Below are 17,815 nucleotides of genomic sequence, written 5' to 3'. Positions count from 1 at the left end.
TGGTTAAAAATCTAGGCTAAGGTTTAAGAAAAATCTGCGGGCACTTGGGTATGGACCAACATCGATGTTGTTGGCAAGACCATTTCCAAATGTTGAAGTTTCAGGATCATAACCCGAGTATTTTGTTATCATTACTAGGTTGTTGCCAGAGATACCAGCTCTAAAACGTTGAACTTTGTTTTTGAACAATCTTTGGGTAACCTCAGTTGGCATGCTATAGTATAAACCAACTTCTCTTAATTTGATGTAGGAAGCATCTTCTACAAAACGGCCAGCATTGTTGAATGGTTCCGGTTCTCTTTGTTTACCATTAGGGATACCATCACCGTTTCTATCGCCGAACCAGTCTTTTGAGTTACCGCCTTCATCCAAGTTCAGGTTAGTTAAGTTGACGTTGTAGCCACCTTTTTTCCAATCAAACAAAAATGAGAAATCGAAGTTTTTGTAGATCGTGAAGTTGTTGTTGAAACTCATGTTGAACTTCGGTTGTGAGTTGCCCCAAACAGTATACTCGCCTGGATTGATCTGTGGAGTACCTACGATAGTTCCTAGCTTTTCGCCTTCTTTCATCAAGAACGTTCCGTAACTAACACCGAAACCACCCGTAGTATAAGTAGGGATACCTAATTTGCTAATGGTGATATCGTTTTTCCAGAACATCAATCTACTGTTCCATTTAAAGTTTTCTCTTTCGAATGGAGTACCTGATAAGCTCAACTCGATACCTTTATTGCTCAACTCAGCAAGGTTGCTGGAAGTCGAAGTAAATCCGGATGAAGGTGAAAGGTTCAATGGTTGGATATTGTTTGCTGTATTTTTGATGTAATAGGTAGCTTCCAAGGAAAGTCTGTTTTTCAGAATACCGACATCCACACCTAATTCCAATTCTTTTGCAGTTTCTGGAAGGATATTCACATTTCCTACCGTAGTGGAAAGGGAAGAACCTAATAGTCCGCCAATATTGACACCAACCAATGAAGAGTAGGTTGCTCCGAAAGCTACCGGACCTGCCGTTTCACCATAAGCAATCCTAGGTTTCAACTGCGAAATGAAATGATCTTTTAAGAAGTCAAAGCTTGTCAAGTTCATCGCTAAGGATGCCTTAGGGAAAGCAAATAATTTACTAGGATCTCCATTCAAGGAAGATTTATCGAAACGAACACCTAAGGTTCCAATGATCTTATCTTCAAAGTTTGCTTCCTGTTGCAAGAAAATACCGGCTTCTTGGGTTCTCATAAAGAACTGGTTGAAGATGGTCTGTACAGCAGCTTGTTTAACATTTTTCTGAAGTGGAGCCAAGCCTTGACCTCTTACGAATAGAAGGTCATCCTTGAAGTCCAATCTCACCATACCGACTTGGGAGTTCATGTTTACACGCTTCAAGTTGAAGTTGTAAACTAAGGCAGCTTGTAAGTTCGTATTGAAACTCTCTTGCTTTCCGTTCATGATATCACCAGGATTGGCAATACTGCGTTGGTATTGTAGATCCTCTGGAAGGTGGATGTTGGTGGTATTCTGTAAGTAGTCTAGACCTCCATTTAATACGAATTTCATGTAGCTGCTTTCGCCTTTGAATAGGTCGATACCTAAGTTGAAAGAACTGATTGATCTATTTACCAGAGAGTTGTTGGTTGATTTATCAGTTAATGCAATCGGGTTTTCCGTAAAGTAAGGGTTGTCTGGGTAAGTTCCATCAGGACGCTGTCTCAAATCGTAGTAATTTGGTGTTGCAGCGATGGCATAACCGATACTTGCACCAGTTCTGTTTTGGTTACCTGTAAATCCGCGGTCGGTATTCGAACGGATGTAGCTTGAGTTTACGGACAATTGGATAGCATTCGTGATCTTTTGATCGATGTTAGCACGAACGGTATAGCGTTGGAAACCTGTATTTTTGATCAATCCATTTTCATCATTGATACCGCCGGCAACAAAGAATTTTGTTTTATCCGTACCGCCAGAAACATTTAAACGTGTGTTACTAGAAAAACGCTGATGATTATAGAAGTAATCTTCATAATCCACAAAATTGTTGTTTGCTTTAGTTTCACGGAATCTTTCAAGTTCAAGGTTTCTACGGTTGGTTTGACTTTGGGTTGTACCGCCATAGAAATAATTGATTTTTTCTTCTGACCAATCATCATAGCCAAGCAGTTTCAGCGGAGTTGTTAAGCCAAAGTCTTCCGAAATTGAAACTTTCGTACGGCCTTCTTTACCTTTTTTGGTAGTAATAATGATTACCCCAGCATTTGCGCGTGTTCCGTAAATCGCAGCAGCTGAAGGACCTTTTAGGATTTCGATATTTTCGATTTCGTCTGGGTTGATGTCAGCAAGGCGGTTAGAGCCATCATCTTGGCTTGAGTTTCCTGCTCCGCTGACAGTCGCTCTACCCGTTGATTGCGTAGTATTGTTCACATAGACCCCATCCAAGATGATCAAAGGTTGGGAAGCACCAACAAGGCTGGAAAGTCCGCGTAGTTGGATGGACATACCACCACCTGGAGCACCAGAGTTGGAACGGATGTTTGCACCCGTGACTTTACCATATAGGGCGCCGTCAGTTGTTTGCGGTTTAGCAACGCCGGTTAATTCAGCCGCATTGACCGAACTGACTGCATTTGCTAAGTTTTTTCTTTTGATAGAGGATGCCAAACCAGTCACAACAACTTCATTCAAAGTGTTGTTCATGTTTTCCTGCATTTTGATCATAAGGTTATTGCTTGCCGCAGAAACCCGGACTTCTTGGTCTTCAAATCCGACCATCGTAAAGAGAAAAGTAGCGGGAAGTTTTGGGGCATTGATGGAAAAATTTCCATTGTTGTCAGTGACACCCCCGATGCGGGTGTCTTTAATTCTTACACTGACATTTGAAAGTGCTGAACCTGAAAGTCCATCAACCACCTTTCCTGAGATGGTTGTTTGGGCATAAGTCATTTGAACAAGACTAAGCCAAAATAAAAGCACATAGAGCAGCTTATGTTTCTTCATAAGATTGATTAATTAGGGTTTGTTTTAAGGTTAAAAAAGTAAAAATTGCTAGAAAATTTTCTAGGCTTAGGCTACGGCTAAATTCGGTTTGTTAAGTTAATAGGCGGTAAAACTAATTTAATTGGAACAGCTTTACAATTCAGAATTATCGTTGTCACGACTTTGTTACCTTTACCGGATTTGTTATCAATATTTTTACAGAGAATGAAATTAATTGGTAAATAATTAAAAAAACAGCAATATTATTTAAAAGTCCATAAGTATTGTAGACTTTGAAAATTAGGTCAATTCCTATTCTCTACAGAGAAAATTGAACAATTCACCTAGTTTGCCTTATTAATAGTAGAGGGTAAAACCAGCAAATCTTTCTTTATTCAAAAATAAATTTTTAGGCAATCACTTTTTTATAATTTCGGTATTGATAATTGGTAGTTAATTTCTTGCTTAAGAGCTTCTTAGGTATTTTTGTGGTATCTATGAATTAAACAATATATGGTTGTAAGACCTTTGTAAGATCAAAATAAATAGGATAGGAGCGGGACATAGGATAAAAGGATTCCTAAAAGCCTTATTTTGACCAGATTTAAATAAGTAAACCCATCAATTATTCAGAACAATGTTTCTTAAATTCGACTTAATGAAAAAACAGTTCGCCATATTGTTTCTATTTCTATACGTTTTTTCGACAACTGAATTAAGTCAATTGTTGAAATTACCTATTCTAATAGAGCATTATTTTGAACATAAAGAAAAAAACTCAGACCTCAGTTTTTCAACTTTCTTAGAATTACATTACTCCGAAGACCATTTCAAGGGTCATCCACATGATGAAGATTATGATCAAGATAGGAGACTTCCTTTTATGATGCATAGCTCGACGCTGAATTTCGTGTTTATTTCTCCGCTAAATATCAACCTTGATGTTGCAGACAAAACTTATGTTGAGAAGGCTAGTGATTTCCCTTTTGAAAATGAATTTTTAATAAACCAAATCTACCTTTCATCCATTTGGCAGCCGCCAAAATCCTGTTGATCTTTTCCGCCTAATAAGAAATTGTAACCTTCATGCTTTACAATCCATTTCCGCAATTGTAGGGATTTGGACTGTATTCAAGGGTACAGCAATTAGGCCTATTTCATTTATTTAAGATTAACAGAATCCAGATTATGCTTACAAGAATTATTGAGTATTCCGTCAGGAACAAGCTCATTATAGCTCTCTTGGTATTGGGGCTTATTGCGGTGGGGTCTTATCAGTTGACGAGGCTGCCCATTGACGCTGTTCCAGATATTACCAACAATCAAGTGCAAGTCATTACGGTTGCTCCTTCCTATGGAGCAACGGACATTGAACGATTGATTACATTTCCAATCGAACAGGCCAACAACAATATTTCCGGAAGGAAGGAAATACGGAGTTTTTCCAGGTTTGGCCTTTCCTTGGTAACCATTGTTTTTGAAGACAATGTTGATATTTATTGGGCCCGGCAACAAGTCGCCGAGCGGCTCCAACAGGTACAACAGGAGATTCCAGCTGAAATCGGTAAACCTGAACTTGGACCTATTTCTACAGGCCTAGGCGAGATCTATCAATATGTCATTCGCGCCAAGACTGGCTTTGAACGAAAATATAATGTCACCGAGCTGAGGACCATTCAGGATTGGGTGGTAAGGCGTCAGCTTTTAGGTGTACAGGGCGTTGCGGAGGTCAGCAGTTTCGGCGGAAAGTTGAAGCAATATGAAATTGCTGTAAATCCCGATAAGCTAAATTCCTATGGAATTACTATCCATGATGTTTTCGAAGCATTGAATGATAATAACCAGAATACCGGTGGCTCTTATATTGAAAAAGGTCCTACGGTCTTGTACATCCGCAGTGAAGGGCTGGTTGATTCCATTGCAGATATTGAAAATATTGCCATCAATAAAGAATCAGAGGTCCCGCTCTTTATTCGGGATGTTGCGGAAGTGAAGATTGGCTATGCTACTCGATATGGTGCGATGACCTATAATGATGAAGGTGAGGTGGCAGGTGCAGTGGTCATGATGCTGAAAGGAGCCAACAGTAGCCAAGTAATCAAAGAAGTAAAGAAGAAAGTAGCGGAAATCCAAAAAACACTACCGGAGGGCGTGGTTTTAGAACCTTTTTTGGATAGGACTAAGATGGTGAACAATGCAATCAATACTGTTGAGACCAACCTCTTGGAAGGTTCCTTGATTGTCGTTTTTGTATTGGTCTTATTCCTTGGGAATATTCGGGCAGGCTTTTTAGTGGCTTCCGTGATACCTCTTGCCATGCTATTTGCCATCTGCATGATGAACCTGTTTTCAGTCAGTGGAAACCTCATGAGTTTGGGAGCCTTGGATTTCGGGTTGATCATTGATGGTGCGGTTATCATTGTTGAAGCAGTTATGCATCAATTGAGCAAGAATGAGAAATTCCAAGAACTGACCAATATTCCAAATAAAAAGATGGATTCCATTGTGGTTGATTCAGCAGGAAAAATGATGAACAGTGCGGTCTTTGGACAGGTCATTATCTTGATCGTTTATCTACCGATCCTGACTTTGGAGGGGATCGAAGGGAAGATGTTTAAACCCATGGCAGAGACAGTCGCTTTTGCATTATTGGGGGCATTCCTGCTTTCATTGACTTATATCCCCATGATGAGTTCAGTTTTATTGAAGAAAAAGAAACTAAAGCCTTCTTTTTCGGATCGAATGATGAAAAAGCTGGAAGCAATATATCAAAAAATCCTGATCAAGGTATTGAGGATTCCTAAGCTTATTTTTTCCGTAGTAATAATCCTATTTGGACTGTCAATTTGGATATTGAGTAGAATGGGTGGAGAGTTTATTCCTTCACTGGAGGAAGGTGATTTTGCAGTTGATACAAGGATTTTACCAGGTAGCAACCTAAATACTACTATTGAAAGTGTTACGAAGGCAGCGAAAATCTTAAAAACCAATTTTCCAGAGGTAGAAAAAGTGGTGACAAAAATTGGTAGTGGGGAAGTGCCTACCGATCCGATGCCGATGGAGGCTTCGGATATGATGGTGATCTTGAAGGACAAAAAGCAATGGACTTCGGCAAAGACCTTTCCTGAAATGGCGGAGAAGATGGCTACGGCATTGGAAGATGTTCCCGGAATCACGGTAGGTTTTCAATATCCTGTTCAGATGCGTTTCAATGAGCTGATGACAGGAGCTAGGCAGGATGTGGTGCTCAAGATCTTCGGAGATGATCTCGATTCCTTGATGGAAAGTGCAAAGAAGATCGGCAAAATCATTAATGAGGTTGAAGGAACGCAGAACCTTTATATTGAGCCTATCTCGGGTTTATCTCAAGTCGTTGTGAAGTTCAACCGTCCAGTCATTGCCCAATATCATCTATCGATTGCTGAGATCAATAAAGTCATCAATGCTGCTTTTGCAGGGCAGAACTCAGGGCAGTTCTTTGAAGGGGAGAAGCGCTTCGATATTGTGGTCAGATTGAACCAAGACCTTCGTCAAAACCTTCGACAAGTTCAGAATCTGCTTATCCCTACAAAGGAGGGTGTGCAGATCCCTCTTTCAAAATTAGCATCGGTGGATATCGTTCAAGGTCCTAATCAAATCCAAAGAGAGAATGCACAAAGGAGGATTGTGGTCGGCTTTAATATCAAGGACAGGGATGTACAGAGTATTGTGGAAGAACTTCAAGGCAAAGTGGAGCAAAATATAAAGCTGCCGGCAGGTTATTCGATCTCTTATGGCGGTTCTTTTGAAAACTTGAATAATGCAAAAGGTCGCTTGATGATAGCAGTTCCTATTGCATTGGCCTTGATTTTTATCTTGCTGTTCCTAGCATTTAAATCCATAAAAGAGAGCCTTTTGATCTATACCGCCATTCCATTATCCATAATCGGAGGTGTGTTTCTATTGGCCTTAAGAGGGATGCCGTTCAGTATCAGCGCCGGAGTGGGGTTCATAGCCTTATTTGGTGTGGCAGTTCTGAATGGAATCGTACTGATTTCTGAATTCAACAGGTTGAAGAAAAAAGGAATAAAGAATATCGTGCGGATAGTAATCGATGGTGGTGAAAGCCGATTGAGACCTGTACTGATGACTGCGAGCGTCGCTTCTTTGGGTTTTATACCTATGGCGATCAGTTCAGGAGCCGGAGCTGAAGTACAAAGACCATTGGCAACTGTAGTTATTGGAGGATTGATGATAGCAACTTTGCTGACCTTGTTCGTACTGCCTTTGCTTTTCGTAATTATTGAAAATGGTTTTAAAAGAAAGAGGATCAAGTCTAAATTGCCAGTGATTATTTTCTTTCTATTCAGTTCCTTGTTTGGAAATCAATTGCTTGCCCAAGCTCCAATATCTCTAGAAGATGCGATTCAGATGGCAATAAAAGAGAACCGAAATATAAAACATGAAAAACTTAAAGCAGACTATGCGAAGAGCTTGATAAAAACTGCTACCGCCGAGGTCCCTCAATTGGGAATTAATTCCGCGTATGGACAGGTAAATAGTGCCTATTCAGACATTAGCTTAAATGCCTCCCAAAGTATTGCTTTTCCAACTGTGTACTCAAAACAAAAAAGCTTATTTACTGAAGAATGGAAGAAATCTGAATTGAACATAGCTTTGAAAGAGTATGAGCTTAAGAAAGCTGTGTCCTTGACCTATTATGAGATATTATTCTGGCGGGATAAAATCAAGCTTTTGGAGGGATTTCATCAATTGTATTCAAACATGGTTGAAAAAGCGACCTTGCGCAAGAAGGCTGGGGAGAGCAATATTTTAGAGCTCAGTACCGTCGAAAACCAGCGCTCATCCATTGGAGTTCAAATCATGCAGATCAATCAAGAGCTCAATCTATTGCATAAGCGCTTCAACTGGCTGCTCAATGCTAGTTCAGCATTAACCGTAAAGGATGAAAGCCACGCCAAGCTTGCTTTTCAAGAATTTCAAGAGAATCCCCAAATTGGTCTATTGGAACAAGATATCGTTATTTCGGAGCGGCAAACACAATTGCAAAAATCCAAGCTATTACCTGAATTGACCTTAGGCTATAGCTTGAACAGTTTCAAAGGGATGGGTCCAAATGATATATATTACGATGCTGTGCCGAGGTTCCATTCCGTGCAATTTGGAATAGGCTTGCCTATATTTTCTGAAGGACAAAAAGCAAGAGTTAAAGCATCTAGGATCTCCGAAAGTATTGCCGAAAGCAATCTTCAAAACTTCAAATACACAATGGAAGTTCAGAAACAACAATTGTTGATGACTTACAAAAATAACTTGAAGATTGTCAGCCAATTTGAAGCAAGTGATTTAAAGAATGCCCAAATAATTTTGGAGACCGCTCAGAATCAATTCAATAATGGAGAGATAAATTATTTGGATTACGTGATGTTGTTAAACCAGTCTGTAATTGTAAATAACAATTACGTAGATGCCCTTTGGAAACTTAATGAAGCGGCCATTCAATACAAATTTCTACTCCTAAATCAATAATCATGAAAATTAGAAAATCATTTTATTTATATATATCCTTATTCTTTTTGAGCTCCCAGTTTGGCTGTTCTACAAAGCTGAGTGAAACCCAAAACGTTGATACCGGAGTAGAGGAGGATGTTGTCACCTTAACCGATGCGCAATTGAAGAATGCGGAAATCGAAGAAATGGAGATCTCCGATCAGCAGATCTCCGTTATGTTGAAAATGAACGGCAAAATCGATGTGCCACCGCAAAACTTAATATCCATTAGTGCGCCACTAGGGGGATATTTAAAGAAAACTGACTTAGTTGCTGGGATGAAGGTATCGAAAGGACAGGTATTGGCTGTTTTGGAAAATCCGCAGTTTATCCATTTGCAACAAGATTATTTGACAGCTAAGTCGAAGTACAATTTTGCTAATCTAGACTATATCCGTCAGCGAGACTTGAATCAGGCCCAAGCCAGCAGTGAAAAGGTAATGCAAGCAGCTCAATCTGAGATGAACAACCAGCAAATCCTAATGAACACTATTGCAGAGCAATTGAGGATGGTGCATATCAATCCTGAACAAATCAGTTCATCGAATATTGTCAACAGTGTAGCTATCTACAGTCCGATCAGTGGATATGTTAGTAAGGTAAATGTGAATATTGGAAAGTACCTAAGTCCAACAGATGTCCTTTTCGAATTGATCAACCCTAGCAATATCCATCTGAACATCAAAGTTCTTGAAAAGGATCTAGAGAAGTTAAAGATCGGGCAGGACTTAGAAGCGTATTCTAATCTAGATCCGAAAACCAAATATCCCGCAAGGATTCAATTGATTGGATCTGTACTTGACGAAAATGGATTAGCGGATGTGCAATGCCAGTTCATTAACAGTAATATGAACTTGGTTCCAGGTACCTACATGAATGTAGATATTGCCTCGCAGACTGCATTTTCTAAAGCCCTGCCTGAGGAAAGCATAGTTGATTTCAAGGGACAGAATTATGTGTTTGTCAATGAAGGCAAGAATACCTACCGAATGGTGCCAATTACAATCGGAGAATCCGATAGAGGATTTGTCAAGGTATTGAACGATCAAGATTTCCAAAAGAAGAAAGTGGTAAGCAAGAATGCCTATACGCTATTGATGAAATTAAAGAATACCGAGGAAGAATAAGGTATGTGTTTAGAATAAAAAAATGGGCTCCAAATTTATTGTAGCCCATTTTTTAAGATTTAATTAATTGTCTTGGTATCCACCGTAATATTTCACTGGACTCCAAGCCGGAATTACCTCTAGCTTTTCTTTGCTGAATGCCTTAAATTGTTCATCAGCATAGACAATTTTCCCATCAACGATGGTTAGATTAGATTTCAGTTTCTTGATATCATCCTCTGGAATGCTGAAATAATCCTGATCGAGAATGATTAAGTCAGCAAAATAGCCAGGTTTTAACAAGCCCTTTTCATTGCTTTGTCTGATCAGGTCGTATCCACCTTTTGTCATGAGCTCTAACGCCAATGTTCTGTCCAATCTGTTTTCTTTTTGTAGGATTTCGGTGTTTCCAACGGTCTTACCTGAGACTAACCAATGGATGGCTAACCAAGGGTTAAAGGATGAGACCCGTGTTGCATCCGTTCCTAAGCCTACTGGAATTCCCATTTCTAGAATTTTATGGATGGGGGGTGCCTGATTTGCAGCCTTCTTGCCGTACCTTCTGATAAAGTTTTCCCCTTGGAAGGACATCCGATTTTGAATGGCAATACCGCCACCCAATGCTTTGATCCTTTTTAGGTTTGCATCACTTACGGTTTCCGCATGGTCGAAAAACCAAACCAAATCACCCAATGGAATCTCTTCATTTACAGCTTCAATCACATCCAACATCCTGCCGATCGTTTCATATTGAACAATTTTGCAATGGCAAAATAAGCATGGTCTACAGCACTGATCGGGTACTTATGAAGTTCTGTAACGATTAGTTTTTTCCCAATGATACTTTTGGACTTTTTAGAGACATTCAAGTCATCAATGGCATCTGATGCCATTCCTGCTGATGTAATGGTGCTGGAAGCTCCCATGATCTTAATGCCCGATTGAACGGCGGAAAGATCCGTGCCACCCACTCCAATCATGGCTATGCCATGACCTAATGTTCCTCCAATATCGCCGATTTGTTTGAGCCTACCCAGACCTAAGGTCTTCTTCTGTTCCTCTATGGTTGCAAATTCAAAAGAAGATGGAATATTGACGATCAAAGTATCTTGGATTTTTATCGTTGTGGAATCGTTAATGATGGCCATTTCCACTTTTTCAGAATCTTCTTGTGCAAAAGCTAGGGAAGAAAAAAATAATAACAGGCTGCTGAATAATAGTTTTTTCATAATCGAATAATTTTTTAGTTTAATGAATTTAGAGAGGTAGGTTTTAGAAAATGATAAGTTTAGGTTAAGGGATTATGAAATTATTGTAATGTTGGGTTTACAGTAGTCAAAACGTGTTTTTTATCCTCTTCTCATTTTAGTTTTAATCTTTGGTTAAAATAATTGTAAAAATACCTGTTGTAAATTTTAATAAAAATGAAAAAGGCTCCCCAAACTTATTGAAGAGCCAATAACTTATCTTATTCAAGAATGGGTGGTATTTTTTTATAGAATAGCAATAATTAGATCTGTAGTTGTTAAAGAATTATTGATTGCCCTTTGTTGCCATGAACCTCGCACCGATAAGATATCATATTTGTTCCACCTTCATTTATTGTCCAATCCTTTTATTTTAATAACCCTATTTTATTAAGCCATAGCTCAATATCCTTATCAACTAGTTTTTCTTTGGTTCCTTCCATGACGTTGAGAATACCATCCCGTTCTTTAGCACCTTGAGTGGAGTATCCATCAAGGATTTTACTGTTTGGAGCTAACTTTTTGACCGTCTCAAAGCTAGTTCCAATGCCATATCCAGCATTGGTATTGAAGGGAATGATTGTTTTCCCTGTTAAATCGTGTTCACTAAGAAAGCTTTTTAGGGGAGGAGGGAGTTGCATGCCCCATGTTGGAAACCCTATAAATATGATGTCGTAAGTTTCCATATTTTGGACCTTAGTTTTTAGTGGGGGTAAATAACCCGTTCTGTTTTCTTCTGCAACCTGATCAACCATGGTTTGATAATGTTCTGGATAGGGTTTTTCAAGTTCAATTTCCACTAAATCACCGCCAGTTTTTCGCTGTATAATAGCAGCTAGTGCTTTCGTGTTTTTTGTTCTTGACAGATAGACTATCAATATTTTTTTATCCTCTAAAGAGTCTGGATTTTCTGAGGGAGTTTCTTCCTTGATGTGGCTTGACTCCACAGCCCTTGAACAGGAGCTTGAGAATAGGAAAATGCTCAGTATAAAACAGTGTAATATGTTTGTTTTCATCTGTATTCCTTTGATTTAGACAAAGTTCTTAATAGTTGGGTAATTTAATGGTATACAGATTACGGAGGTTGCTACCAATATTACCTATTTATCATGTCTAATCCTTGTTGCTGAATTATTGAAGATAAGATCTTGTCACTTCAATCCATGAATTCAAATTATTTTCAGTTTTTTGTTTTAAGACAAGTTGTTACTGAATATTTTATTATTTTTAAATATCAATTACGAACTATTATGAATTTGCTCATGGATTTTTCTCAAGGATTAGTGCTTTGACAAATGTTTGCCTTAATCGTGTTTTTATTAATCGTATTAGCTGTTTTTAAATTTCTATTCTCAAAGAAATAATTCAATTAGTACAGCTAATAACATTGATTTCTCAGTTAGCATTGGGGATAATATAAACTTTTGCCTTGTATGGAATTGGCTGATAGTAGGGTAGAAGGAAATTAAGTTCCTGTCCATAAATATATTGTCTAGGTTAAATATTATTGAAATTGATTATATTCGGATAGTGATGTTAAATTATTTCTCACTATGGAAAACAATCAAAGTAAGCTGCCGTATTTTAAAATAGCCGGACAGGCGTATTCAATTCTAGAAAAGAAAACAAAGTGGGTCGTAGGAGAATTAAGCAAGACACTATATACTGAAATCCAAATTCAGAGTCAGGATATAGCCTCAGATAAAAAGAAAGTTTTGCTTGATGATTATTCCAATGATGGGATAATATCTTTTAATTTTGAGGCCTCTGGAATCTATAAAAATGGTATTCCAACTGGTATATGTAATTATGAAGAGGATAAAAATCCTGAGGATTACACCTATTTCCGTAAGGAAGGACTTGATTATTCGCTTTATTTTTATGGAACCATCGAATATAAAGAAGGTTGGGTTCTAATTGAGGGAGATTTAAAAAACCGATATGGAGACCCTTCTCCTTGCTTTCCTCTAGAAGCGGCATTGGAGTTTGACCCAGCAAGCTTAAACTGGGCCAACTATAAATTTAAGAGTTTAGAGGAGACCGAAGGTGCAGACCCTTATACCATACGGCTTTTGGAAATCACCAATCCAACTTTCAGCAACTTGCCTGAAGCAATTTATTCGTTCGAAAATTTGGAATACCTAATCATTCAAAGAGTTGGGAATTATTGGGATAAAGATAAATTGCCATTTGCAGATTTTGGTGATCGAATCGCCGAATTAAAAAACCTAAAGCAGATAACCGTTAATCAGGCAGCTATTAACACGCTTCCAAAATCTTTTGCAAATTTAATGCAATTGGACCGTCTGAGTATTGTTGATTGTGAGTTAAGCCATCTTCCTGATGAAATCTGGAAGATGCCCAGACTGGAATATGTCTTGTTAGGGAAGAATAAGATCGAACACATTCCTGACGACATTCAGATGCCTTGGTTAGAATATTTGGACATTGAAAATAACCTTCTCAAAACACTTCCTGAATCGCTATTACAACAGCCTAACCTGAGGACCATTAAGGCAAGTTTTAATCCCTTGGAAGAACTGCCTTTTGGCTTTAATTCTTTTAAAGGCTTGGACCTGACCATGGAGGAGAAAAAACGACTTCTTGATACGAGCTATCCCGGAGCCAATGGAGAAGGTACGGTCGAATGGGATGATGAGATGTATAAAGCGGAAAATAATAAACTATTGATTTCTGGAGTGGAGAAAATTATTAAGGACAATGATTTATCTGACTATAAGGAAGCGTTGTTATCCTTGATAAAACGAACTGTAGGCTTTAAATTGACCTCCGAAGAAGATTATGCTGAAGTGGGAAATCATAGGTTTGGTGGAAAACCAGATTTACCAGAAAGCCTTACCTATCCAACTTTCTTTTCTGATTATAGGGACCAAGAATTAAACTATGAATTTATAGCGCAAATCAATTGTGAAAAGATTGCTGCACTCCAGGATTATTTACCTCGTACAGGGACATTGTTTTTCTTTTTTAAGAGTTTTCAGTTTTTTGGTTCTGAGGACCAAGATATCGGAAAGGTAATCTATGTTGAAGATAATAAGGAGCTGGCTTCTGGAAAGAGGTTTGATTTTCAGGAGGAGGATTTCTTCGAACTGATGGATGGAGAATACCAAGCCAATAAGGCAGACGCATTCCTGACGGTTTCTGCTCCTTCTTTTTATGCGAGTTATGTTAATAATTATCTTTTTGAAGGGAAAGCAGCATCTCTAAAGGATCAATATGATTTTACCTATGACCTGTATGAACCATTTGAAAAGCCAGTGCTAGACCTGCACGGGTATGACCATGCCATCAATGCCTATGGATTTACACAACATGAATCTCCCGAATTGCAAGCTGCATTGACTTGGAAAGGTGATCCCCAAGATTGGGTGACCTTGCTATTAGTGAGTTCCAAAGGGAATTTTCAATGGGGAGATGCGGGTGACCTGTTTTTTGTGATCCATAAAAGTGATCTGGCGAAAAGGGATTTTAGCAAGATATTCGTGACGATGGAGAGTAGTTAGGGAAGAAGGGATGGCTTTAAGCGGAATTACCATGCATAGCCTAATCCTACACCTCCAATTAATGAGAGCCCAGAATCCTGTACATAACAAGGGTTTATTGTTGCTTGGAAAGCGAATCCTTTTTTCAATGGTCTAAATCTATACCCGATATCCAAGGAAGGAACTAAAATAACGCCCGATTTTTCGTAGGCATTTTCATCGACGAGGGTCGTTGTAAGGTTTGCACCAAATAAAAAGGCTGATTTGTTTTTGCCTTTGACATAGTTTAATCCTAGTGGAATATTGAGTTTAGAGTCCCAAAGTCCTAATAATGAACCGGTACCTATTCCAGCTTTAAATCCCATTCCTTCTCGTGAATCTTTCTGGAAGCGTCTATCAAAATTTATACTAGCCAGTAAGCCGGAACCAGCTGCTTCTGCATAAATAAATTTCTGTCCTTGGGAATAGGATGGTTTTGCTGAACAGGTAATCATGACCGTGATGATCAGGAGTAATAAGCTGTTAGGATTTTTCATGGTTCTGATTGATTAGTTAGGTATTGTGTGCTCATGATTTTTTAAATCATAAGTGGGAGCTTATATATCGGTAAATGTTTGAAATATAGCCTATGTTTTTGGCTATTATTATTGATTAATATTTAGTGTGTGATCTAAAGGTAATTAATAGTTTTGAAAGATTTTGAGCTGGAATAAGCCTATCCGCTAACATATTTTCCAAAAGGTATCTTCCTGAGAACAACGGTGATGATAATCGAAACTATAATAGCACAAACGCTTGCTAATGGAATAACCCAGACTGTTCCTAATTGTTTTGAGATAAGGGGGTGGAAGTAGTTTAATGGAATGATATGGGCTAGATAAATCCCGAAACTATACTTGTCAGTGATTAAAACCCAGTTTGGGACCTTTAAATTTTGCATGCTTTCCTTAACCCAAAGGAATAATCCGGCTGCTGCTAAAGCAGTGGTGATAAAGAGGTAATTATAGAAAAAGGTGTTCAGTTTGCTAGCATTTTGGTTGAGCAAATTGGTTCCAATGCCGGCGATAGCGACCATCAAAAGGTAGATTAGAGCCCAAACAACCTGCCTGTTGTTGAATTTGAAGGTTTTGATGCTCAGGTAATATCCTAATACCAGATAGCCAATATATCCGGAAAAGAAGATCAGGTCGAACTTAGGCATATAGGAGTAAAGGGGTTTGCTCATGAAGCAAGAGGATAGGAGCCAGAGTAACAGAAACCATTCAATTTCCCGAATGGTGCAATGTATCAGTATTTTTCTTAGAAATGGAATGGCCAAATAAGCGCCTATGATCATGTACAGGTACCATAGATGTGCATTGGCTCCGTGCAAAATCTTGTCTACGATGATAGACCATATCTTTTCATTGGACAATTGATCAAACTTGGTGTATCGATAGAAATAATAAATCAAATAGATGATCGTCCAAAATAGGAATGGATAGATGATTTTAGGAAGCCGTTTTTTGTAAAAGGTCCAGGTATCTTCATCTTTCGGAATCAATAATGTTCCAGAAATTATGACGAAGATTGGAACTGAACAACGTGTGGCCGCATTGATCCAATTGGCATAATTCCAATCGAAAGCATGGGTGTCTATGCGATAAAGGAACCCTGTTGAAGCATGTATCAAGACCACAAATACTGTCGCGATAACGCGTAAATAAATGAGGTATGGATTTTTTTTCGGCCATAGGGTAAAAGTATGGATATTTGGAGAAAAATTTAGTGGAGGATACTAAATAGGGGGATAACTTTCCTTTCTAAAAGATACCATCACTCTAGTAAGTTATTTTGTAGACCAATGATAATTTGTTGACATCAGGGTATATGCTGCTGAGTCCAATAATATTTTGATTGATGGAAACAAGCGTTGGGCGATCAAGTTTATCATAAGCTATTTCATAATTGCTTGCTTTCTCCCAATCAGGTTCAAACAATGTTCCTTGATACTTAAAGACATAAATGATATTCTGGATGGGTTGCTTAGAAGGTATAATATCTGAAAAATCGATGGGGTTGAATCCCAATTTATCATATAATTTTTTTAAGAAATGGGGCTTATCTCCAGGTTTGAAGAAAAAATGAGCTTCAATATTAGCGTAAGTGCCAGCAGAAGGATTGCCTGTTAAAATATCACTGCTCCCTGAATATATAGCGTGAGAGAGGTTTTCACTTTCATAAAAGTATCTCATTGTTTTTTCGGCGGATAGGGTGGTCTTAATGGAGCCCCCTGAATAGCCCATATTGATGGTTCTCCAGATTAACTTGCTAGGGTTGTGTTGGTTGTTCTGATATTCAAACTTTGCAATAATAGGCTTGTTTTCAGCAATGTTTATCCCACTGATATTTTCATCTGAATGGTAATAATTTAAACGAATTTCTGCCAACCTTCCCTCAGTATCCCAACTATATCCATATTCACTGATTAATTTATTATCGGCGTCGAACAAAGATCTCTTTTCAACCTTTCCTTGGGTGTTATAAGAGAATTTATCTAAACCAAACTCAATTAACCTGTTCTGTTCGTCATACTTCAAACCTATAGTGTTACTGAAGCCACTGGATGCCTGAAGTTTTACTATTTCTAGCTTTGTGATCTTGTCAGAAGTAGTTTCTTGATTGATGGGGTCTTTTTTGCAGGAACTTAAGATTAATAAAATAGAGGTTAAGCAAATAATAGTATGGGTGAATTTTAGCCTGTTCATAACGGTAGCAGTCTTGGATTTAAAGACAAACTAATTTATTAATAAATAAGGAATATCTTGAGAAATTATTTCATTAGCATTTACTATTTTACCTCTGAGCTTTTTATATTAGGTTAATTTTTCATTTGGTTTTATTGCTTACTACCTGGTGCTTTCTAAAGCCCAAAACCTTTTTTAATTAAGTCTTGAAAAAATCGTATTTTAATATTGTCTTTGAGCACTTAAACTGTTGCCATTTAAATTCCATTTACTACATTTTACTAGCTGTTAAACTATGATTTATTTTTTCAATTTGCTGTTAACCATTACCTTCTTAACCATTTCGTTATTTCACCTATATTGGGCATTTGGAGGAACGGTAGGTAAAACGGAAAGCGTACCGGTAACTGAAAAAGGCAGCTTGCTATTTCAACCTGGTTTTATGTCCTGCATAGTCGTTGGAATTGGTTTTTTGCTGATGATTTTTCTTCTGTATTTACCAAGTTTGGATTTAGTTTCTGAAAGATTTTCGAGAGGGATTCTGTGGCTAGTAATGGGAGTATTCTTATTACGTGTAATAGGTGATTTTCATTACGTCGGCCTATTTAAGAAAGTGAAAAACACCACATTCTCAAGAAATGATAATAGATATTTTGTGCCATTGTGCTTCTTGATCGCGTTATTGATATTGGTGAAAAATCTTGCTGCTTAAAGAA

At 38.1% G+C, this 17,815-nt stretch carries 12 protein-coding genes; 5 read left to right on the top strand and 7 right to left on the bottom strand.

The genetic code is table 11. From position 1 onward, the window contains the following. Positions 1–3 precede the first annotated feature (3 nt). Positions 4–2,988, bottom strand: a complete 2,985-nt coding sequence (locus ACK2WI_RS04440) for a SusC/RagA family TonB-linked outer membrane protein (protein WP_312697407.1) — start codon at positions 2,986–2,988, stop codon at positions 4–6. A 637-nt stretch (positions 2,989–3,625) separates the two neighbouring features. Here ACK2WI_RS04440 and ACK2WI_RS04435 point away from each other — a divergent pair. From ACK2WI_RS04435 to ACK2WI_RS04425, 3 genes are all read left to right on the top strand, one after another. Beyond that, positions 3,626–4,021 (top strand): hypothetical protein, encoded by a 396-nt coding sequence (locus ACK2WI_RS04435; RefSeq protein WP_409149920.1) that lies wholly within the window; start codon positions 3,626–3,628, stop codon positions 4,019–4,021. A 134-nt stretch (positions 4,022–4,155) separates the two neighbouring features. After that, positions 4,156–8,496, top strand: a complete 4,341-nt coding sequence (locus ACK2WI_RS04430) for a CusA/CzcA family heavy metal efflux RND transporter (protein ID WP_409149919.1) — start codon at positions 4,156–4,158, stop codon at positions 8,494–8,496. Between the two features lie 2 nt (positions 8,497–8,498). After that, on the top strand, positions 8,499–9,644 hold the full coding sequence (locus ACK2WI_RS04425) for an efflux RND transporter periplasmic adaptor subunit (RefSeq protein WP_409149918.1): 1,146 nt from the start codon (positions 8,499–8,501) through the stop codon (positions 9,642–9,644). Positions 9,645–9,707: 63 nt separating this feature from the next. Here ACK2WI_RS04425 and ACK2WI_RS04420 read toward each other — a convergent pair whose 3' ends face one another. From ACK2WI_RS04420 to ACK2WI_RS04410, 3 genes are all read right to left on the bottom strand, one after another. Continuing rightward, positions 9,708–10,355, bottom strand: coding sequence for an amidohydrolase family protein (locus tag ACK2WI_RS04420; RefSeq protein ID WP_409149917.1), 648 nt, complete (start codon positions 10,353–10,355; stop codon positions 9,708–9,710). Next, positions 10,343–10,852, bottom strand: a complete 510-nt coding sequence (locus ACK2WI_RS04415; RefSeq protein WP_409149916.1) for a hypothetical protein — start codon at positions 10,850–10,852, stop codon at positions 10,343–10,345. The genes ACK2WI_RS04420 and ACK2WI_RS04415 overlap by 13 nt, the downstream gene beginning before the upstream one ends. Positions 10,853–11,238: 386 nt before the next feature. Beyond that, positions 11,239–11,886: a flavodoxin gene (locus tag ACK2WI_RS04410; RefSeq protein ID WP_409149915.1), complete on the bottom strand. Its 648-nt coding sequence runs from the start codon at positions 11,884–11,886 to the stop codon at positions 11,239–11,241. 537 nt (positions 11,887–12,423) lie between these two features. Here ACK2WI_RS04410 and ACK2WI_RS04405 point away from each other — a divergent pair. Continuing rightward, positions 12,424–14,394 carry a DUF1963 domain-containing protein gene (locus ACK2WI_RS04405; RefSeq protein ID WP_409149914.1) on the top strand — a complete coding sequence of 657 codons (1,971 nt, stop codon included), beginning with the start codon at positions 12,424–12,426 and terminating at the stop codon, positions 14,392–14,394. A 26-nt stretch (positions 14,395–14,420) separates the two neighbouring features. Here the strand turns inward: ACK2WI_RS04405 and ACK2WI_RS04400 are convergent, their stop codons facing one another. From ACK2WI_RS04400 to ACK2WI_RS04390, 3 genes are all read right to left on the bottom strand, one after another. Continuing rightward, a complete protein-coding gene (locus ACK2WI_RS04400; RefSeq protein WP_409149913.1) occupies positions 14,421–14,909 on the bottom strand; it encodes a hypothetical protein in 489 nt (162 codons plus the stop codon). A 179-nt stretch (positions 14,910–15,088) separates the two neighbouring features. Continuing rightward, positions 15,089–16,081: an acyltransferase gene (locus ACK2WI_RS04395; RefSeq protein ID WP_409149931.1), complete on the bottom strand. Its 993-nt coding sequence runs from the start codon at positions 16,079–16,081 to the stop codon at positions 15,089–15,091. A 112-nt stretch (positions 16,082–16,193) separates the two neighbouring features. Next, complete coding sequence (locus ACK2WI_RS04390) at positions 16,194–17,120, bottom strand: hypothetical protein (protein WP_409149912.1); 927 nt, start codon at positions 17,118–17,120, stop codon at positions 16,194–16,196. A gap of 274 nt (positions 17,121–17,394) precedes the next feature. Between ACK2WI_RS04390 and ACK2WI_RS04385 the strand changes: the two genes are divergently transcribed. Then, positions 17,395–17,811, top strand: coding sequence for a DUF3995 domain-containing protein (locus ACK2WI_RS04385; RefSeq protein ID WP_409149911.1), 417 nt, complete (start codon positions 17,395–17,397; stop codon positions 17,809–17,811). Positions 17,812–17,815 lie beyond the last annotated feature (4 nt).

Origin of the sequence: Sphingobacterium sp. BS-2 (assembly GCF_046161205.1) — a bacterium.
In the GTDB taxonomy this organism is placed as follows: Bacteria; Bacteroidota; Bacteroidia; order Sphingobacteriales; family Sphingobacteriaceae; genus Sphingobacterium; species Sphingobacterium mizutaii.
Note: the sequence above shows the minus strand (reverse complement) of the source record. Positions and strands in the feature narration are given on the sequence as shown.